The organism is Flavobacteriales bacterium (genome assembly GCA_016713875.1).
Classification (GTDB): Bacteria; Bacteroidota; Bacteroidia; order Flavobacteriales_F; family PHOS-HE28; genus PHOS-HE28.
This window is the reverse complement of record JADJOI010000003.1, coordinates 604,122-622,068: the sequence shown is the minus strand read 5'-3', so window position 1 is coordinate 622,068 and position 17,947 is coordinate 604,122. Positions and strand designations below refer to the sequence as shown.

Annotated in this window: 18 protein-coding genes; 14 read left to right on the top strand and 4 right to left on the bottom strand. The window is 69.1% G+C overall.

The window, feature by feature from the left end; all coding sequences use genetic code 11:
- Nucleotides 1–46: 46 nt before the first annotated feature.
- Genes IPJ87_04110 through IPJ87_04100 form a run of 3 tightly spaced genes read left to right on the top strand, consistent with a single transcriptional unit; the run spans nt 47 to nt 4,133 of the window.
- Nucleotides 47–1,189 carry a glycosyltransferase gene (locus tag IPJ87_04110; protein ID MBK7941050.1) on the top strand — a complete coding sequence of 381 codons (1,143 nt, stop codon included), beginning with the start codon at nt 47–49 and terminating at the stop codon, nt 1,187–1,189.
- Entirely contained in the window at nt 1,186–2,883 is a 1,698-nt protein-coding gene (locus IPJ87_04105; protein MBK7941049.1) for a hypothetical protein, read from the top strand. The genes IPJ87_04110 and IPJ87_04105 overlap by 4 nt, the downstream gene beginning before the upstream one ends.
- Nucleotides 2,880–4,133, top strand: a complete 1,254-nt coding sequence (locus IPJ87_04100) for a polysaccharide biosynthesis C-terminal domain-containing protein (protein MBK7941048.1) — start codon at nt 2,880–2,882, stop codon at nt 4,131–4,133. The genes IPJ87_04105 and IPJ87_04100 overlap by 4 nt, the downstream gene beginning before the upstream one ends.
- A 7-nt stretch (nt 4,134–4,140) precedes the next feature.
- On the opposite strand, the gene bshB1 is transcribed toward IPJ87_04100, so the two are convergent.
- Genes bshB1 through IPJ87_04085 form a run of 3 tightly spaced genes read right to left on the bottom strand, consistent with a single transcriptional unit; the run spans nt 4,141 to nt 6,038 of the window.
- Complete coding sequence (gene bshB1, locus IPJ87_04095) at nt 4,141–4,866, bottom strand: bacillithiol biosynthesis deacetylase BshB1 (protein MBK7941047.1); 726 nt, start codon at nt 4,864–4,866, stop codon at nt 4,141–4,143.
- A 42-nt stretch (nt 4,867–4,908) separates the two neighbouring features.
- Nucleotides 4,909–5,493: a glutathione peroxidase gene (locus tag IPJ87_04090; protein ID MBK7941046.1), complete on the bottom strand. Its 585-nt coding sequence runs from the start codon at nt 5,491–5,493 to the stop codon at nt 4,909–4,911.
- Nucleotides 5,490–6,038 (bottom strand): glutathione peroxidase, encoded by a 549-nt coding sequence (locus tag IPJ87_04085; protein MBK7941045.1) that lies wholly within the window; start codon nt 6,036–6,038, stop codon nt 5,490–5,492. The genes IPJ87_04090 and IPJ87_04085 overlap by 4 nt, the downstream gene beginning before the upstream one ends.
- 122 nt (nt 6,039–6,160) lie before the next feature.
- Between IPJ87_04085 and IPJ87_04080 the strand changes: the two genes are divergently transcribed.
- The 11 genes from IPJ87_04080 (at nt 6,161) to IPJ87_04030 (ending at nt 15,783) form a co-directional block, all read left to right on the top strand.
- The gene (locus IPJ87_04080; protein ID MBK7941044.1) at nt 6,161–6,991 is read left to right on the top strand and encodes a hypothetical protein; all 831 of its coding nucleotides are present in this window, start codon (nt 6,161–6,163) and stop codon (nt 6,989–6,991) included.
- Nucleotides 6,992–7,021: 30 nt separating this feature from the next.
- Nucleotides 7,022–7,690 carry a heme exporter protein CcmB gene (locus tag IPJ87_04075; protein MBK7941043.1) on the top strand — a complete coding sequence of 223 codons (669 nt, stop codon included), beginning with the start codon at nt 7,022–7,024 and terminating at the stop codon, nt 7,688–7,690.
- 224 nt (nt 7,691–7,914) lie between these two features.
- The gene (gene ccsA, locus IPJ87_04070; protein ID MBK7941042.1) at nt 7,915–8,706 is read left to right on the top strand and encodes a cytochrome c biogenesis protein CcsA; all 792 of its coding nucleotides are present in this window, start codon (nt 7,915–7,917) and stop codon (nt 8,704–8,706) included.
- The gene (locus IPJ87_04065; protein ID MBK7941041.1) at nt 8,699–8,935 is read left to right on the top strand and encodes a hypothetical protein; all 237 of its coding nucleotides are present in this window, start codon (nt 8,699–8,701) and stop codon (nt 8,933–8,935) included. Before ccsA (IPJ87_04070) ends, IPJ87_04065 begins: the two co-directional genes overlap by 8 nt.
- Complete coding sequence (locus IPJ87_04060) at nt 8,932–9,321, top strand: cytochrome c maturation protein CcmE (GenBank protein ID MBK7941040.1); 390 nt, start codon at nt 8,932–8,934, stop codon at nt 9,319–9,321. Before IPJ87_04065 ends, IPJ87_04060 begins: the two co-directional genes overlap by 4 nt.
- 25 nt (nt 9,322–9,346) lie before the next feature.
- Entirely contained in the window at nt 9,347–12,136 is a 2,790-nt protein-coding gene (gene ccsA, locus IPJ87_04055) for a cytochrome c biogenesis protein CcsA (GenBank protein ID MBK7941039.1), read from the top strand.
- Nucleotides 12,137–12,138: 2 nt separating this feature from the next.
- On the top strand, nt 12,139–12,927 hold the full coding sequence (locus IPJ87_04050) for a DUF2520 domain-containing protein (protein MBK7941038.1): 789 nt from the start codon (nt 12,139–12,141) through the stop codon (nt 12,925–12,927).
- Nucleotides 12,917–13,447, top strand: a complete 531-nt coding sequence (locus IPJ87_04045; protein MBK7941037.1) for a 3-deoxy-D-manno-octulosonate 8-phosphate phosphatase — start codon at nt 12,917–12,919, stop codon at nt 13,445–13,447. Before IPJ87_04050 ends, IPJ87_04045 begins: the two co-directional genes overlap by 11 nt.
- 4 nt (nt 13,448–13,451) lie before the next feature.
- On the top strand, nt 13,452–14,417 hold the full coding sequence (locus IPJ87_04040; protein ID MBK7941036.1) for a geranylgeranylglycerol-phosphate geranylgeranyltransferase: 966 nt from the start codon (nt 13,452–13,454) through the stop codon (nt 14,415–14,417).
- The gene (gene maf / locus IPJ87_04035; GenBank protein ID MBK7941035.1) at nt 14,414–15,025 is read left to right on the top strand and encodes a septum formation protein Maf; all 612 of its coding nucleotides are present in this window, start codon (nt 14,414–14,416) and stop codon (nt 15,023–15,025) included. The genes IPJ87_04040 and maf overlap by 4 nt, the downstream gene beginning before the upstream one ends.
- Nucleotides 15,022–15,783: a hypothetical protein gene (locus IPJ87_04030; GenBank protein ID MBK7941034.1), complete on the top strand. Its 762-nt coding sequence runs from the start codon at nt 15,022–15,024 to the stop codon at nt 15,781–15,783. Before maf ends, IPJ87_04030 begins: the two co-directional genes overlap by 4 nt.
- Before the next feature lie 5 nt (nt 15,784–15,788).
- On the opposite strand, the gene IPJ87_04025 is transcribed toward IPJ87_04030, so the two are convergent.
- Entirely contained in the window at nt 15,789–17,918 is a 2,130-nt protein-coding gene (locus tag IPJ87_04025) for a PKD domain-containing protein (protein ID MBK7941033.1), read from the bottom strand.
- Nucleotides 17,919–17,947: the final 29 nt, after the last annotated feature.

Genomic DNA, 17,947 nt, shown 5'->3' with positions numbered 1-17,947 from the left:
CGTTGCTCCGATCGGCCCGCAGGGGCTGCCTACCTTGCGCCGGGCGATGCATGTGCTCCTGATCCCCAAGTGGTACCCCGGTCCCCGCGACCCGCAGTTGGGCGACTTCATTCGCAAGCAAGCCCTCGCGCTGGACCGCCATACGCCGGTGAGCGTGCTGGTGGTGCAGGCCGATCCCGACGCCCACGCGCCGATGGCCATCACGTCAGGGACCGTCGACGGGCTGTGGGAGCTGCGCGCCGTGTACCGCGCCTGCACCTGGCCGCTGGCGCCGCTGCGCAAGGCCGTCAACCTGTGGCGCCACCTCCGCTCCGCCACACGCGCACTGCAGGTCCTGGAGCGCGAGCGCCCGGCCGTGGACCTGGTGCTGGCCTACATCCTGGTGCGGCCCGCGTTGACCGCCCTGCGCCTGCGCAGGCGCGGCATCCCCTTCGTACTGGCCGAGCAGAGCAGCGAATACCTGGACGGCACCTTCGCGCGGAAAGGCCCGCTCTTCAAGGCCTTCGTCCGCGCCATCGCCCGCCGCGCCCGCGCCTTCATCGCCGTGAGCCCCCACCTGGGTGCGGCCCTCGTGCGCCACGGCCTGTGCACCGAGCCGGTGGTGGTGCCCAACACGATCCCGGGGCTCGACCGCCCGCTGCCGCCCGCCGGCCCGCCCGGCCACTTCCTGATGGTGGCCGACCTGGTGGACCGCATCAAGCGGGTGAGCGGTGCCCTGCGCGCGCTGGCCCAGGCCCGTGCCCATGAGCCCTCGCTCCGGCTCACCGTGATCGGCGATGGCCCGGACCGCGCCGACCTGGAGGCGCTGACGCGCGCGCTCGGCCTAGGCGACCATGTGCGGTTCCTCGGCCGCCTGCCCAACAGCGCCGTGCTCGACCACATGGCCCGCACCTTCGCCGTGGTGGTGAACAGCCGGGTGGAGACCTTCAGCGTGGTGACCGGCGAGGCGCTGGCCCAGGGCCGTCCGGTGATCGCCACACGCTGCGGCGGCCCCGAAGCGTTCATCACCGCGATGAACGGCCTGCTGATCCCCGTGGACGATGACGCCGCGCTGGCCGACGCGCTGGTGCGGCTCACCCGCGAGGCCGACCGCTACCGGCCCGACACCATCCGCGCCGGGGTGAACGACCGCTACGGACCGGACGCCGTGGGCCGGACCCTGCTGCACGCGCTTCAACAGGCCCCATGAACGCCACCGAACCCCGGCTCCGCGTGGGCCTGCTGTGCGACGGACCCGTGCTGCAACGCTGGCAGGCCGAATGCCTGCGCCACGTGCTGGCCGTGGATGGCGTGGACCTGGTGCTCGTGGTGCGGCCCACACCCACCCGGCCTGCACCGCGAAGCCTTGGGCAGCGCCTCCTTCGCCATCCCTGGCGGATCGCGCTCTACCTGCGCTACCGCCGGAAGCACTTCAGGCCGGCCGCCATGGCGCCCGAGGACGTGAGCGCGCTGCTGCGCGACGTGCCGGCGATCGAGTGCACCGTGGAACGCCGCGGGCATGGCCAGTACTTCAGCGCCGAGGACATCGCCCGCATCCGCACGCACCGCCCCGACATGCTGCTACGCTTCGGCTTCAACATCCTGCGGGGCGACGTGCTGGAGGTGGCCACCCACGGGGTGTGGAGCTTCCACCACGGCGATGAGGAGCACTACCGCGGCGGCCCGCCGGGCCTCTGGGAACTGCTGCGCGGCGAACCGGTGATGGGGGCCGTGCTGCAGCGGCTCACCGAGAAGCTGGACGGCGGCCGCATCCTGCACAAGGGCTGGTTCGGCGTGGTGGACCATTCCCTGCGGGAGACGGTGGACACCGTGCTCCGCCATAGCGCCGTCTGGCCCTCGCTGGTGATGCGTCGCATCCTGGCCGGTGACCCGGATGCCGCCCAGGGCCACACAAGCGGCACCACCGCACCGATCCTGCGCTATCCCGGCAACCTCACCTTCCTGCGCTTCCTCTTCGTGCAGCTGCGCAACAAGCTGCGCTTCCACCGGGCATCGCTCACGCGGCACGAGGAGTGGAACATCGGCGTGCTGAACCAGCCGATCCACCGGCTGCTGGAGGAGAAGCCCAGCCTCAACGTGCGCTGGCTACCGGCGCCCGCCGAGCGCTCGTTCCGCGCCGATCCCTTCGGGTTCACTGACGCCGAGGGACAGTTGCATGTGCTGTACGAGAAGTACGACCATGCGCGCGCCAAAGGCGAGATCGCCCGTCTGCGACCCAAGCGCGACAACGTGCTGAAGCGCTCGCGCACCCTGCTCGACCTGCCGGAGCACCTCTCCTACCCGTTCGTGCTGACGCATGAAGGCCGCACCTGCGTGATCCCCGAGCAGGCGGCGCTGGGACGGGTGCAGCTCTACGAGCTCGACGAGGCCATGACCCGGATGGAGCCTGTGGCCACCCTGCTGGAGGAGCCGCTGTTCGACCCCACGCCAGTGCACTGGAACGGCCGCTGGTGGCTCTTCGGGACCAAGGCGCCGCTCACCAACACCGAGCTCTTCCTCTACCACGCCGCGGACCTCCACGGGCCCTACCTGCCGCATCCCCTGAACCCCGTGAAGACCGATGTACGCTCCGCGCGGCCGGCCGGCACGCCCTTCGTGCATCAGGGCGCCCTGTACCGCCCCGGGCAGGACAGCAGCCTCACCTACGGGGGCCGCGTGGTGTTCCATCGGGTGCTGGAACTGAGCCCCACGGCCTTCCGGGAAGAGGCCGTGCGCACGGTGGGCCCCATCACCAACAGCGCCTACTCCAAGGGCCTGCACACCGTGAGCGCCGTAGGTGATGTGACGCTCGTCGACGGCAAGCGCTTTCTGCGGGTGCCCGACCGGGCCGCGCGCGAACGCCAGCGGAAACTGTCCACCCTCCTCGCCAGGCTGCGCCCATGATCCGCCCCGCCATCGGTTCGGTGATCGCCCGAGCGTGGACCACGCTGGCGAACCTGCTGGTGATCATGGTGGCCGGCCACCTGCTGGGCGCTGAGGGCCTGGGCTCCATCAGCCTCATCGTGCTCGCCATCACGCTCGTGCAACTGCTGAACAACGTGGTGGGTGGCGGCGCGCTGGTGCACCTGGTGCCGCGCGCCCCGCTGCCGGCCCTGCTCCGGCCCGCCTACGGCTGGGCCGTGCTCACCGCCCTGGTCGCCTTCGCCGTGCTGAAGATGCTTCCGCTGGTGCCCACTGGCCTGACCGGACACGTCGTGGTGCTCGCGCTGATGCAATCGTTCTACACCATTCACCTGAACGTGCTGCTCGGCCGGCAGTGCATCGCGGCCTACAACCGCATCACCGCCCTGCACGGGCTGGTGCTGCTGATGGTGTTCACTGCCCTGGTGCGCATGCCGGGCGGGGCTTCGGTGCAGGCCTATGTGCAGGCCTCCTACGCGGCCTTCGCCACCACGGTGGGCCTCAGCGCATGGGCCCTGGTACAGCGCGCACGGGGTCCCGCACCGCCCGAAGCGGATGGCCTGCTGCGCCGCATGGTGCTGCAGGGGTTGCACGTGCAGGGGGCCAACACCATGCAGCTGCTGAACTACCGCTTCGCCTACTACCTGATCGAACACTTCCAGGGGCTGGCCGCGCTGGGCGTGTACTCGGTGGCGACGCAACTGGCCGAGGGTGCCTGGCTGGTGCCGCGCAGCCTGGGCATGGTGCTGTACAGCGCGGTGAGCAACGAGCCCGCCGCCGAGCGGCAGCGCGCGCTCACCCTCACGGTGTTCAAGGCCTCGGTGGCGGCCGCGACCGGCGCCCTGCTGGTGGCGCTGCTGCTGCCGGACGCGGTGTACGCCCTGCTCTTCGGGGCCGAGGTGACCGGTGTGCGCCCCCTGCTGGCCTGCCTGGCCCCCGGCATCGTGGGCATGGCCGCCTCGCAGGCCTACAGCCACTACTTCAGCGGAGTGGGCCGCAACGTGCATAACGCCGTGGGCTCGGGGCTCGGGCTGTTGGTGACGATCGGCGCCGGCCTGGTGCTGGTGCCCGCCTGGGGCACCGCGGGCGCGGCCTTGACCGCCTCGCTGGCCTACCTGGTGAACGCCACCTACCAGGGCTGGCGCTTCGCGACCCTCAGTGGTGCACGCCTCCGCGATCACCGGCCGGGCCGTGCGGACCTCGATCGGCTGCTCCGGCTGGTGGGTCGATGAGCGCGCCTCACGCCAGCTCCATCACATCGCGGACGCCCGGCGCGCGCTGCACCGTGAAGCCTTCGCCGTACGACGCGTGGATGATGCGCCCCATCGCCCGATGTCGCCCTTCCAGGAAAGGCAGGAACTCCCGCGTGGCGATCGGGCTCTCCGGTTCGGTGCTGGTGGGGTCGTAGAATTGCGAACGGAAGCACATCAGCGCCTCCATCTTGCGGTCCCAGAAGGGAGTGATGTCCACCACCACGTCGGGATCGATCCAGTTGTCCTGCACGCAGTGCATCAACGTGGTGGGCCGCCAGGGCTCCTGGGGCTTGCCGCTGAAGATGGTGTCGATGCGCCGCAGGCCGCTGAGGAACACGGCCTCCCGCACCAGATCGGCACCCCGGCCGTGGTCGGGATGACGGTCGCGCACCGCGTTAGTGATCACCACGCGCGGCCGGTGCAGGCGCAGCACGGTGATGACCTTGAGCAGCACCTCGCGCTCCGAGCGGAAGAAGCCGTCGGGCAGACCCAGGTCATACCGGAACCGCGCGCCGATGACCTTCATGGCCGCTTCAGCCTCCTGCCTGCGCAGGGTGGCGCTGCCGCGCGTGCCCAGTTCGCCGGCGGTGAGCTCCACCAGACCCACGCTGTGGCCCAGCTCGATCTGGCGCATCAGGGTGCCTGCGCAGGAGATCTCCGCGTCATCGGGGTGCGCGGTGATGCAGAGGATGTCGACCGGTCCGCCGTGCATGGTGCCGCAAAGATGATCCGGAGACGTGCACGAACGCCGACCTCACCCCTCCACCCACGCCAGCACCGCCGGATCCAGCGGGCTGACACTGCTCGGCAGGTCCTTCTGCAGCACACCCTGCTCGTCGATGAGGAACTTGTGGAAGTTCCACTTCACCTCCGTGTTCAGCACGCCGTTGCGGTCGCTGTGGGTGAGCCATGCGTACACAGGGTGCTGCTCCGCGCCCGTCGTGCGCACCTTGCTCATCAGGGGGAAGCTGACGCCGTAGTTCTTGGCGCAGAAGGCTGCGATCTCCGCCTCGGCGCCCGGCTCCTGGCCGCCGAAATCGTTGCTGGGGAAGCCGAGCACCACAAGCCCTCTGTCCTTGTGAGCAGCGTACAGTTCCTGAAGTTCGGCATACTGTGGCGTGTAGCCGCACTCGCTGGCCGTGTTCACGATGATCACCTTCCGCCCTTTGAGCTGCTCGAAGGGAAAGGGCTTGCCATCGATGGTGGTGGCGGCGAGGGTGTGGAACTCAGGCATGGTCGAGGGGGCTTCCGTCGGGGTGGACGAGGGGGCCGTGGTGGACTCGGGCGGTGCGCCACAGGCCAGCAGCGCGGAGAGCAACAGCGGGGCGCATCGGTTCATAGGTTGGCGTCGATGAGGGTGGTGATGCCCGGGTCGAGCGGGTCGGTGCCGGGATCGAACACGCCGATCAAGCGGCCCTGTCCGTCCACGAGGTACTTCTGGAAGTTCCACTTCACCTTGCTGTCCATGGCCCCGTTCAGGTCCTTGCGCGTGAGCCACTGGTACACCGGGTCGCGGCCCTCGCCCTTCACCTCCACCTTGGCCATCATGGGAAAGGTGACCCCGTAGTTCTTGGTGCAGAACTCGGCGATCTCGGCGTTGTCGCCGGGCTCCTGCCGCAGGAAATCGTTGCTGGGGAAACCCAGGACCACCAGGCCCTTCGCCTCGTAGCGCATGTACAGCTCCTGCAGTTCGGCATACTGCGGCGTGTGGCCGCAGCGGCTGGCGGTGTTGACGATGAGCACGGGATGGCCCTTGTACGCCGACAGGTCGACCGGTGCACCCGTGATGTCGGTGGCCTTCAGCGCATGGAACGGGGCGACCGGGGTCACGGGCGCGATGGGCCCTTGCGCACGGCCGCAGCCGAAGAGGGAGAGCAGGAACATACCGGAGAGCATGGTTCGGAGCATGGTGACAAAGCAACACGCGAAGGTGCGGATCGTTCGCGGTCCGGGCCGGAGGTACCTTTCGGCCGACCTTCTCCGTAGGAAGGTGCCGATCGATCCCCATGAGGTCCCTTTTCACCCTTCTCGCGGCGTGCTCCATGCTCGCCCTTCAGGCCCAGCAACAGGTGCGGATCACCCGCTGGGACGCCATACGCACCGGGAATGACCTGATCAAGGGCCGCTCGGCCAAGGCCGCGCTGCAGGCCACCGGACTGCCGGAGGACCAGCAGGCGCTGGTGGTGGCCAACAGCGGGCCCCAGTTCTGGCCCGTGGCCCTCTCCAACGACAGCGCCCGGCAGGCCAGCGCCCCCTACATCGGCAACTACGTGGCCTACCGCATGTTCAGCTTCCACGAGGATACCGTGCCCTTCACGGTGGTGATGGTCCCCGCCAAGGACAACATCCACATGCCGGAGGAGCTGCGCCCCACGGCCGACCTCTTCCTGGCCGTGGCCAATGCCGGCCTGGCCGACGCGGCGCCCGCGCGCCAGCGGCCCGAGATCAGCCGCGGTCCGCGTTGGAAGGACCGCGACCAGGCCATCATCCTGAAGCCGGCCGAGGTGTACGCCACCTATGATCTGGGCGCCGACGCCGTGGCTCGGCAAGCGCTGTCCGATGCCGGCATGAGCACCCCGGAGATCGAGGCCGTCACCTTCCGCAGCCACGAACGCAACTGGCCCGATGGCATCGACACCTACGAGGAGCGGAGCGCCCTCATCAGCCAGTTCGGCAAGTACAAGGCCTTCGTGGGCGCCACCTGGGACGACAAGGTGGTGCTGATCGTGCCGGTGGAGAAGAACAAGTCCATGCCCAAGCTCATGCGGCCCTACGTGGACATCTACCTGGTGTACGCCAAGAGCGCCGTGTCGGTGAAAGCCTCCCGCAGGAAGTGATCGCTGCGCCGCGGGTAGCTTTGGCCCCGCATGCGCCCCTCGGAGATCGCCGCCATCGTGCGGATGGAGCTCGCCCTTGACCTGCGGCAGCGCGCCGCGTGGGCCGGTCTGCTGCTGTACTCGGTCGGCGCCTGCTACATCGGCTTCCTCGCCCTGCGCACCGGTACGGCCACCCCGGTGTGGAACGCGCTGCTCTGGATCATCCTGCTCTTCGCCGCCTTCAACACCCTCACGCGCGCCTTCCAGCGCGAGGACGCCGGGCGCCAGCTCTACCTGCACACCCTGGCCGACCCGCGCAGCGTGGTGATCGCGCGCACCCTCTACAGCATGGGGCTGATGCTGGCCCTCGCCCTCGTCACCGTGGCGGTTTACATCCTGCTGCTCGGCGGCCATGCCCTGCGTGAGGCGGACGTCGCCCTCTTCCTGCTCACCGTGGCCCTGGGCGGCACCGGCTTCGCCGCGGTGCTCACGCTCATCTCCGCCATCGCCGCGCGCGCCGGCAACGGCGTGGGGCTCACCGCCGTCCTGGGCCTTCCCCTGGTGCTGCCGCTGCTCCTCAGCGCCCTGCGCGCCAGCAAGCTCGCCCTCGACGGCATCGGCCTCAACATCACGGGCACCTACCTCCTCTGGCTGCTGCTGATCGACGTGCTCACCGTGGCCCTGGCCTACCTGCTGTTCCCCTACCTTTGGCGCGACTGATGAGGCATTGGTGGAAGGCCCTGGGCATCGCGCTGCTGCTGGCCGTGGTGTGCTTCGGCCTCGGTGTCGACATCGCCCCCGCGCTCGTGCATGTGGACCATGAGCGCATCGCCCCCGGGCCGGTGGAGTTGCGCGTCACGTCCTACCGCACCAAGCTTTCCCCCGCCGACCCTCCGCACGTGTGGATCAGCAACGATGGGCAGCGCGTGTGCGCGTCCCGCGTCATGGTGGAGGACGCCACACACCTAAGCGCCACGGTGGACGTTCCTGCCGGCCTGCGTGCCGAACTCACCCACTTGGCGGTGCTTCCGCCCGACGGCGACACGCTGGTCCTGCTGGACGCGTTCTGGACCGAGGGCCGGGGTGCGGGCATCGCCGACAGCCCCTGCACGACCGGCGCCGTCCGCTCACAGGCCCCTGGCTTCCGCTTCCCCAACCGCAGCCTGCTCACCGAAAGCATCCGCAACCTGTTCTTCCACGTGCCCATGTGGTTCACCATGATGCTGCTGATGACCATCTCCGTGGTGATGAGCGTGCGGCACCTGCGCACCGGTTCGCTGGACCACGACGGCGCTGCGCTCGCCGCCGTGCATGTGGGCCTGCTCTTCGCCGTGCTGGGCCTGATCACCGGCAGCATCTGGGCGCGGGTGACCTGGGGTGGCTGGTGGACCAGCGACACGAAGCTCAACGGCGCGGCCGTCACCACCCTGGTCTACGCCGCTTATCTGGTGCTGCGCGGATCGGTGAGCGACCCGCACAAGGCCGCCCGCCTCGCCGCGGTGTACAACATCTTCGCCTACGTGCTGATGATGGTCTTCCTGATGGTGCTGCCCCGCCTCGGCGACTCGCTGCATCCGGGCAACGGCGGCAATCCGGCCTTCAACCAATACGACCTGGACGACCGGCTGCGGCTGGTGTTCTACCCTGCGGTGCTCGGCTGGATGCTGCTGGGCGCCTGGGCATGGACGCTGGCCCGACGTCTGGACCGTCTGCAACGCCTCCACGACCATGCGTGACCGCCGCCTGACGTTCCTGTTCATCGCCGCCCTCTTCCCGCTGGGTACCTTTGCGGCCGTGGAAGCGCCCTCCTGGCTGGCCGACACCCTGTACGGGTCGGGCCGCATGCACGCCGTGATCGCCGTGGTGGCCGTGGTGCTGCTGGGCCTGGCCGCATGGATGGCCGCCTTCGACCGACGCCTCTCCCGCCTGGAACGCCAACGCCGCGAACCCCACCGCGACGCATGAAACGCAGCCACCTCATCGCCATCGCCATCATCGCCGTGGCCATCGCCGCCCTGATCGGCTCCCTGAGCGACAGCAGCACCTACGCCGACCTCGACGAGGCCCTGGCCAACCCGGGCCGCGAGTACCACGTGGTGGGCGTGCTGGACCGCAGCCAGGCCATCGTCTATGAACCCAGCGTGAACGCCAGCCTGACGGAGTTCACCATGCAGGACCTGCAGGGGCGTAGCTGCCGCGTGAAGCTGGCCAAGGCCAAGCCGCAGGACTTCGAGCGCAGCGAGCGCCTCGTGCTCATCGGCGAGGCCACCGAGGGCGGCGAGTTCCACGCCACGGACATGCTGATGAAGTGCCCCAGCAAGTACAACGAACAGAACCAGGTGGGCGTGTAGCGCCCATGGAGCGGGAGGCACCTCGATGACCTACACGGGCGAACACACCTGGGCCGGCCAGCTCGGCCACCTGCTCACGCTGCTCTCCTTCGCCGGGGCCCTGCTGGCCTCCGGCGCCTATTGGTGGAGCGCCCGGCGCCGCGACGACACCTGGCGCAGCGTGGCACGCACCGGCTTCGCCCTGCATGCCGCGGCCGTGCTCGGCATCGTGGTGGTCCTCTTCACCATGCTGTTCAACCACTGGTTCGAGTTCGACTACGTGTGGAAGCACAGCAACCGGCAGATGCCGCTGAAGTACATCCTGAGCTGCTTCTGGGAAGGCCAGGAGGGCAGCTTCCTGCTGTGGACCTTCTGGCACGTGTGCATCGGCCTGGTGCTGATCCGTCGGAGCGGCACCTGGGAGGCCCCGGTGATGACCGTCGTGGCCCTTGTCCAGCTCTTCCTGGCCAGCATGCTGCTGGGCGTGCACCTCGGCGATGTGCGCATCGGCTCCAGTCCCTTCCTGCTCATCCGCGAGCTGCCGGAGAACCTCGGCCTGCCTTGGACGCGCATCGGCGACTACCTCACGCGCATCCCCCAGTTCGCCGACGGCCGCGGCCTCAACCCCCTGTTGCAGAACTACTGGATGGTGATCCATCCGCCCACGCTCTTCCTGGGCTTCGCCGCCACCCTGGTGCCGTTCGCGTTCGCCATCGCGGGCCTTTGGCGGCGCGAGCTGCAGGCCTGGATCGTCCCCGCCCTGCCCTGGACATTCTTCGGCGTGATGGTGCTCGGCACCGGCATCCTGATGGGAGGCGCCTGGGCCTACGAGGCGCTCAGCTTCGGCGGCTTCTGGGCCTGGGACCCGGTGGAGAACGCCTCCTTGGTGCCCTGGCTCACCCTGGTGGCCGCCGGCCACCTGATGCTGGTGAACCGCCATCGGCCCACGTCGGTCTACACCACCTTCCTGCTCACCCTCGTCACCTTCCACCTGGTGCTGTACAGCACCTTCCTCACCCGCAGCGGTGTGCTGGGCGACACCAGCGTGCACAGCTTCACGGGCGATGGCATGATGCCGGGGCTCACCCTCTTCATGCTGTTCTTCATCTGGCTGGCCGTGGTGATGCTCCACACCGACCGGGGCCAGCAGCGCTTCTACACGATCGTGGCCGTGGCCCTGCTCGCCATCGGCACCGCGTTGAAGCAACCGGTGCCGGCCATCCTCCTCTTCCTGCTGGTGAGCGCCGTGTGGACGTTCATCGCGCAGCGGCGCGACTTCCCGCAGCCCAACGAGGAGGAGGCGCTGTGGAGCCGCGAGTTCTGGCTCTTCATCGGCGCATTGGTGCTGCTGTTGAGCGCCGCCCAGATCACCTTCAGCACCTCGGTGCCCGTGCTCAACCTGCTGCTGGAGCCCTTCCAGGTACCGCTCACCGCCCTGGCCGACGCCCTCGACAGCGATCGGCTGCGCCAGGTGGCCCGGGCCCGCCTCGCTCCTCCCGGCGAGGCCATCGCCCACTACAACAAGTGGCAGGTGCCCTTCGCCTTCATCGTCAGCCTCCTCAGCGCCTTCGCGCAATACCTGCGCTATCGGTCCACCGACATGAAGCGCTTCCGCCGCGCGATCGCCCTCTCCCTGGTGGTGGCCCTGCTCCTCACCGCGCTCGGCGTGGTGCTGCTTGACTATCGCGTGGCCGACCTCAACCTCATCCTGCTCTTCTTCGCCACCGCCTTCTCCGCCGCGGCCAACCTGGACCACATCCGCACCGTGCTGAAGGGCCGCCTCACCAACGCCGGTCCCTCCGTGGCCCACGTGGGTTTCGCCCTGGTGCTGCTCGGCGCGCTCATCAGCACCAGCCGGCAGAACGAGATGAGCCGCAACACGCAGGGCATGGACCTGCGCTTCCTGAACGAGGAGTTCAGCAACAGCACGGACATCCTGCTCTACCGCGGCGACACGGTGCGCATGGGCGAGTACTTCGTCCGCTATGCGGCCAAGCGTCCCGAAGGGGTGAACCTGCACTATGTGACGGAGTACTTCAGCACCGTGCCCGCCACCTACGTTCCCGGCGACACCGTGAAGGTGGGCGACATGCTCTTCAGCTGCCGCTCCGCGCACACGGCCTCCGCCACCTTCCTGGTCGACCAGCCCGCGCACTGGACCCCGATCGAGGACTTCCCGCGCCGTGCACTGTGGCGTGCGAAGGCCTGGTCCGCATCCCGCGCCGGTGGACCGCTCTTCACGTTGGAACCCTTCGTACAGCTGAACCCGCGCTTCGGCAACGTGGCCGAGCCCAGCACCAAGCACTGGCCGCACCGCGACCTCTACACCCACGTGCGCTATGCCGACCTGGCCGCCGACGAGGCCGAGGACAGCGCCGGTGTGCACTACATGCCGCCCCGCCTCTACGAGAAGCAGCTCGGCGACACCATCGTCACCCCCACCTGCCTGATCCTGATCGACAGCCTGCGCACGGTGCGCGACAGCGTCACCATCCGCATGCTCGGCCCCGACTACCTGGTGTACGCCCTGCGGATGCGCGTGCGCGACCTCTACGACCGCGAGCGCTGGTTCGAGGCCAACCCGGTGATCATCTACCGCGACGGCAGTCCCGTGGCCGGCAAGGGCTTCGACGTGGACCCGCTGCGCGTGAAGTTCGAGCTGGCGACGGTGGACGGCGCCCGCGTGGGCCTGAACGTCTTCGAGCGCGAATACGTGGTGATGCAGGCGATCGTGTTCCCGGGCATCAACATCCTGTGGACCGGCTGCATCCTGATGTTCCTGGGCACGCTGATGGCCGTGCGCCGACGGCTGCGCGATCGCACCGGCACCCCCTGACCATGCCGCTGCGCGAGGGCATCCTGCTGGTGGGAACGGGCCGCGCGGCCCACCACCTGGGGCACGCGATCGCCCGCGCCGGACTTCCGCTGGCCGGCGTGGCGGGGCGTGCCGCCGCCGCCGCCAAACCGCTGGCCCTCGCCCTGCGCACCACGCCGTTCGGGCTGGATGAGGCGCTGCCGCCGGCGGCGCTGACCCTGCTGGCGGTGAGCGATGACGCCATCGTGCCGGTGGCCGCCCGCATCAGTGCGCGGGACGGTGTGGTGGCGCACCTCTCCGGCGCCTCCGACATGGACCGCCTGCTGCCCCATGCGCACCGCGGCGTGCTGTGGCCCGTGATGAGCCTGAGCCCGGGCGAACCCGCGGACCTCAGCCATGTGCCGCTGGTGGTGGACGCCAACGGCGACGTGGCCCGCCGCGCCCTGCTCGACCTGGCCCGCAGCCTCAGCGGCAAGGTGGTGGAGCTGCCCCTGGACCAACGCCGGCTGGTGCACCTCGCCGCGGTGTTCGCCTCCAACTTCCCCGTGGCGCTCTTCGCCGAGGCCCGCGTGCTGTTGGAGCACGGGGGCATCGCACCCGACCTGTTGACCCCCTTGTGGAAGGCCACCGCCGCGAAGGCCGCAGCCGTGGGCCCCGACCAGGCCCTCACCGGACCGGCACGCCGCGGCGACCAGGGCACCCTGGACCGCCACCTCGCCGCGTTGGCGGGCGATCCCGACCTTCGCCGCACCTATGCGCTGCTCTCCGACCTGATCGCGAAGCGGCATCCCCGAACGCCCGATGCCCGCTGAACCCACCTACAAGGAACGCCTGGCAGCGCTGGACACCTTCCTGTTCGACGTGGACGGTGTGTTCACCGACAACCGCGTGCTGCTGATGCCCGGCCTGGACCCGGTGCGCACCTTCCACACCCGCGACGCCTACGCCGTGCAGCATGCCGTGCGCGAGGGCCTGCGCATCGTCATCGTCACCGGCGGCCACAGCGACGGCGTGGTGCAGAGCTTCCAACTGCTCGGCGTTTCCGAGGTGCACACGCGCACCCGCGACAAGCTGGAGCTCGTGGAGCGGCTCATCACCGAACAGAGGCTCGATCCCGCGCGTTCCGCCTACATGGGCGACGACATCCCTGACCTGCGTGTGATGCAGCGCGTGGCGCTGGCCTGCTGCCCGGCCGATGCCGCCGAAGAGGTGAAGGCCATCAGCCACTACGTGAGCCGGCTGCCCGGCGGCGGGGGCTGCGTGCGCGACGTGCTGGAGCAGACGCTGAAGGTGCAGGGACGCTGGCTGACGGACGGGGCACACACCTGGTGACGCGATGCTGGACCTCCTCCGCCTCACCCGCCCCGTGAACCTGTTCATCATCGCGGGCACCATGGTGGTCATCCGCCACGGTGTGGTGGGCGGTCTGCTCGGCGCGAGCGGGCTCACCCTCGCTCTGGGAACGTCCTGGTTCATCCTGTTGGTGTGCAGCACCGTCCTCATCGCCGCGGGAGGCAACATCATCAATGATTACTTCGACACACGCATCGACCGCATCAACAAGCCCGACGCGCTCATCGTGGGGCGCACCGTGCCCCGGCGCAAGGCCATGGTGGCCCACCTCGTGCTCAGCGGCCTGGGCCTCCTCTGCGGGTGGGCCGTGGCGGCGCACACCGGCCTGTGGCGGCTGGCCGTCATCCCGCCCTTCGCCGTCGGCGCCTTGTGGACCTACAGCACCTCCTTCAAGCGCCAGCTCATCATCGGCAACGGCCTGGTGGCGACCCTCACCGCACTGGTGCCGCTCACCGTCGGGCTCTACGAGATCCCCCTCGCGCAGCGCCTGCATGCCGGCGAACTGCTCCTCGCCTTCAACGACGAGGCCGCCGTTCACTTCTACTTCCGCGTGATCTGGTATTGGGTGTTCGCCTTCACGGGCTTCGCCTTCGTGGCCACCCTGGTGCGCGAGCTGCAGAAGGACATGGCCGATGTGCCCGGCGACCGCGCCCTGGGCTGTCGAACGATCCCCATCGTGTGGGGCATGGGCGCCGCCCGCGCCATCGTGCTGGTGCACACCCTGGTCCTGGTGGCCGCCCTGCTGCTCCTGCGCCGTGCCTTCCTCGACGACCGCCTCTCGTACTGGACCATCGCCGTGCTCATCCTCACCCTGCTCGTCAGCGCCGGCCTCACCTGGAACGCCCACGACCGCGCCGCCCACGTCCGCGCCGGCATCGTGATGAAGGTCGCCATGGTGCTCGCCGTCGGCTACGGCCTTCTGGTGCCGCTCGTGCTGGACCTGTCATGAGCGCCCGGCCCCTGCTCCCCTGGCGGATCGTGCTCGGCTCTGCGTCGCCCCGCAGGCGCCAATTGCTGGAAGGCCTGGAGTTGCCGCTGCGCGTGGTGCCCCTCGACGTGGATGAGACCCCGCCGGGAGACCTGCCACTGGACGAGGTGGCGGAACACCTCGCCGTCCGAAAGGCCACCGCCTTCACGCCCGCGCTCGCCGCCGACGAGGTGCTGGTGACCGCCGACACCACCGTCCTGCTCGACGAGGAACCCGGCACCTGCCTGCTGCTGAACAAGCCCCTGGATGATGCGGACGCCCGGCGTATGCTCGGCCTGCTCAGCGGGCGCACCCACCGCGTGGTCACCGGGGTCTGCCTGCGCTCCGCGGAGCGGCGGATCCGCTTCAGCGATGTGGCCCGAGTGACCTTCCGCAGCCTGGCGCCCGAGGAGATCGCCTACTACGTGGAACGCCACCACCCGCTGGACAAGGCCGGCGCCTACGGGGTGCAGGACTGGATCGGCTACACCGCCGTGGCCCGGATCGAAGGCAGCTTCTACACGGTGATGGGCCTCCCCATGCACCGGGTCTACCTGGCCCTGCGCGACCTTGCCGCGCCACGCCCATGAGCACCCGCCTCCTCGCCACCTTCATCCCGCTCCTCATCAAAGGGGCCCTCTTCGCGCAGACCTCGCCCCTCACGCCGCCCCAGCGACCCGACCCACGCACGTTCTACCTCACCAACGGCAGCGAGTGGGTGTTCTCCTTCCCCGTGCTCAACGTGTCGCGCGACTCGGTGCCATCCGGTCAGGGCGGCATCGTGCGGTTCGCCCCCTTCGTGAACCCGCGCGTGCTGGTGCACTGGGACGCCGGTGCGCACGTGGGCTTCTTCAGCGGTCTGGGCATCCGCAACCTGGGCTTCATCTACGATGTGCCCGGGAGCAACGAACGATACAAGTACCGCACCTATACCCTCGGACTTCCGCTGGGCATCAAGCTGGGCCGCATGCACAACGTGCTCGTCTTCGCCGGCTACGAACTGGAACTGCCCTTCAACTACAAGGAGAAGCGCTACGCGAACGAGAAGAAGGAGGACAAGTTCAACGTGTGGTTCAGCGACCGGACACAGCCCTTCTTCCAAAGCGTGATGCTCGGGGTGCAGGCCCCGCTTGGCTTCAACGTGTCGGTGAAGTACGTGCTGACCAACTTCCACAACACCGCCTACCGCGAGGTGATCGACGGGGTGGAGCGCTTCCCCTACGCGGGGCTCCATGCCAACCTGATCTGCCTGTCGGTCAACTGGGGCATGCACGCGGGCCGCAAGCGCAAGCGGGGAACGTTCCCCGGAACGACACCGGTGCAGGATCCCCAGGCCTGGGCTCGCTGATCGGCCTAGCGAAGCAGCGACACGTGCCCTCGGTGCAGGTGCCGTGTGCCGAACCCATCGCGCAGCATCACCGTCCAGGTGTAAACGCCTTGTGGCTCACCCTCGCCATCCCAGCCCTCGGACAGTTCGGAACTAAGGAAGCGCAAGGCGCCCCAGCGGTCATGGATGCGCAGCTCGTAGGCCTGCGGGCGCTGCACCGTGGAGCGCGGCAGGAACACATCGTTGATCCCGTCCGCGTCCGGGGTGAAGGCGTTGGGCGCGTGGAACGCATAGTCGCCTTCCACGCACACTTCCGCAGAGGTGCCGTCCGTGCAACCCGCCGCATCGGTGACCACCAGGCTGATCGTACGACAACCCAGGTCGGCGTACGTGTGCTGAGGCTGCGGACCGCTCGCCGTGCTGCCGTCGCCCAGGTCCCATGACCAGAGCACCGCATCCAGCGAGGCGTCCACGATGGGCACCGCACCCGACCCTTCCTGGACCACGGCGGGCACGGTGAAGGCCGCCACGGGCGGTGCGTTCACGATCAGCGGTGCACCGTTCGCTGTTCCGGCACAGCCGGGAAGCACCTCATGCGCCACCGTCGGCACAAAGCTCCCTTCCTGCGCATAGCAATGCTGCACGGTGGCCCCGCTCGCGGTGGTGCCATCGCCGAGGTCCCAGGTGGTCGTTCCCGCCCCCACGCCCTGCACGGCCAGCGACACGCAGAGCGGTGCGCAGCCGGCCAAGGCGTCCACCTGCACGGTGGGCTGCGGAAGAGGCGCCACCCCCACCACCACATCATCCGCAGTGCTCGTGCACCCGGCGGCATCGACGGCCACCACGGAATAGGTGCCGGCCACCGCAGGGTTCAACACCGGCCCGGTCGGCGACCATGTCAACTGCACGGCCCCCGTGCCCCCGGTGCTCGTGGCGAGGAGCGTGAGCGCCGCGCCCTCACACACGATGGTGTCGGCCATGGCCTGCACCTGCACTGGCACCGGTCCGTTCACCACCCCCGTGGCCGTGGAAGAGCAGCCGCCCGCCTCCGTCACGGTCACCGTGTAGGTGCCGGGGGCAAGGCCCGTGATCGATGCGCCGCTGCCGCCGCCCGGCGACCAGCTGTACGTGATGCCTATGGTGCCTGTGGCCACGACCGCCGATGCCGAGCCCAGGACGCCAGAGCAATCCGCATCGATGACGTCCACGCTCACCTCAGGTACCACCACCGGCAGCGTGATGCTCACCGGGTCGCTGCACGGTCCGTCGGTGGTGAGGGTGACGGAGTACGTGCCCGGACCGGAGAACGTATGCGACGGGTTCTGGGAGAACGAACTGTTCTGCCCGCCGGAGGCCGGATCGCCGAAGTCCCACGTCCAGGACGTGGGGCACCCGCCCGCCACCGGCGTGAAGGAGGCCGAAGCTCCGGCGCAGGTCCAGGTGAAATCCGCGATGGCGCCCTCCGCCTCCTGGATGAGGATGTCGTCGATGGCGATGCCGTCGTAGCCGTTGCACTGGGTGCCGGCGCCGAACAGGAAGCGGAAGATGACCTGCGGTTGGTTGGCGGCCGCCGGCATGCAGTGCTTCGCCGTGACCCAGCCGCCGCTGCCGAAACCGCCCTGGCAACTGCCACTGGTGGAACCGCTGCGCCCGCTCCAGCCGTGCTTGGGGCTGGCCGAGGTGAGGTTGGTGATGTTGCCGGCGTTGAACCAGTTGTCGTTGAGGCAGTCCACCGGATCGCCCCAGGCCCCCACATTGCTCCAGGTCTGGCCGCCGTTCAGCGACAGCTGAAAGGTCATGCCATCATACTGCCGCTCGCATTCCCAGAAGATCTTGAAGGAGATCCAGGGGTGATCCAGCGCGGACATGTCGAAGCAGGGGCTCTCCAACCAGCTCAGCTCGCCGTAGTTGTAGAAGGTGCCCGTAAGCCCGCCGACGCACCAGCTGCGCACACCGCCCCCCGCGCTGTTGATCGAGGGATGCGCCGGTGTGCCCCACGCCCAATCGCTGCTGATTCCGCCGGCGGTCCATTGCGGCCCGTTCTCGAACCCTTCGCCGTAGGGGAAGGCCGCGATCGGGTTCACGCATTGCGCCCGTCCGGTCAGGACGGCACCGAGCGAAAGCACCAAGGTGAGCAGGGCAGGTCCGCGGAGCACGGTGCAAAGATCGGCGCTCCGACCCCGGC

What these genes read in the sequence shown, in the direction of transcription:
- IPJ87_04110 (MBK7941050.1), top strand. Translation starts at nt 47, where the DNA reads ATGCATGTGCTCCTGATCCCCAAGTGGTACCCCGGTCCCCGCGACCCG.
- IPJ87_04105 (MBK7941049.1), top strand. Translation starts at nt 1,186, where the DNA reads ATGAACGCCACCGAACCCCGGCTCCGCGTGGGCCTGCTGTGCGACGGA.
- IPJ87_04100 (MBK7941048.1), top strand. Translation starts at nt 2,880, where the DNA reads ATGATCCGCCCCGCCATCGGTTCGGTGATCGCCCGAGCGTGGACCACG.
- bshB1 (MBK7941047.1), bottom strand. Translation starts at nt 4,866, where the DNA reads ATGCACGGCGGACCGGTCGACATCCTCTGCATCACCGCGCACCCCGAT.
- IPJ87_04090 (MBK7941046.1), bottom strand. Translation starts at nt 5,493, where the DNA reads ATGAACCGATGCGCCCCGCTGTTGCTCTCCGCGCTGCTGGCCTGTGGC.
- IPJ87_04085 (MBK7941045.1), bottom strand. Translation starts at nt 6,038, where the DNA reads ATGTTCCTGCTCTCCCTCTTCGGCTGCGGCCGTGCGCAAGGGCCCATC.
- IPJ87_04080 (MBK7941044.1), top strand. Translation starts at nt 6,161, where the DNA reads ATGAGGTCCCTTTTCACCCTTCTCGCGGCGTGCTCCATGCTCGCCCTT.
- IPJ87_04075 (MBK7941043.1), top strand. Translation starts at nt 7,022, where the DNA reads ATGCGCCCCTCGGAGATCGCCGCCATCGTGCGGATGGAGCTCGCCCTT.
- ccsA (MBK7941042.1), top strand. Translation starts at nt 7,915, where the DNA reads ATGGTGGAGGACGCCACACACCTAAGCGCCACGGTGGACGTTCCTGCC.
- IPJ87_04065 (MBK7941041.1), top strand. Translation starts at nt 8,699, where the DNA reads ATGCGTGACCGCCGCCTGACGTTCCTGTTCATCGCCGCCCTCTTCCCG.
- IPJ87_04060 (MBK7941040.1), top strand. Translation starts at nt 8,932, where the DNA reads ATGAAACGCAGCCACCTCATCGCCATCGCCATCATCGCCGTGGCCATC.
- ccsA (MBK7941039.1), top strand. Translation starts at nt 9,347, where the DNA reads ATGACCTACACGGGCGAACACACCTGGGCCGGCCAGCTCGGCCACCTG.
- IPJ87_04050 (MBK7941038.1), top strand. Translation starts at nt 12,139, where the DNA reads ATGCCGCTGCGCGAGGGCATCCTGCTGGTGGGAACGGGCCGCGCGGCC.
- IPJ87_04045 (MBK7941037.1), top strand. Translation starts at nt 12,917, where the DNA reads ATGCCCGCTGAACCCACCTACAAGGAACGCCTGGCAGCGCTGGACACC.
- IPJ87_04040 (MBK7941036.1), top strand. Translation starts at nt 13,452, where the DNA reads ATGCTGGACCTCCTCCGCCTCACCCGCCCCGTGAACCTGTTCATCATC.
- maf (MBK7941035.1), top strand. Translation starts at nt 14,414, where the DNA reads ATGAGCGCCCGGCCCCTGCTCCCCTGGCGGATCGTGCTCGGCTCTGCG.
- IPJ87_04030 (MBK7941034.1), top strand. Translation starts at nt 15,022, where the DNA reads ATGAGCACCCGCCTCCTCGCCACCTTCATCCCGCTCCTCATCAAAGGG.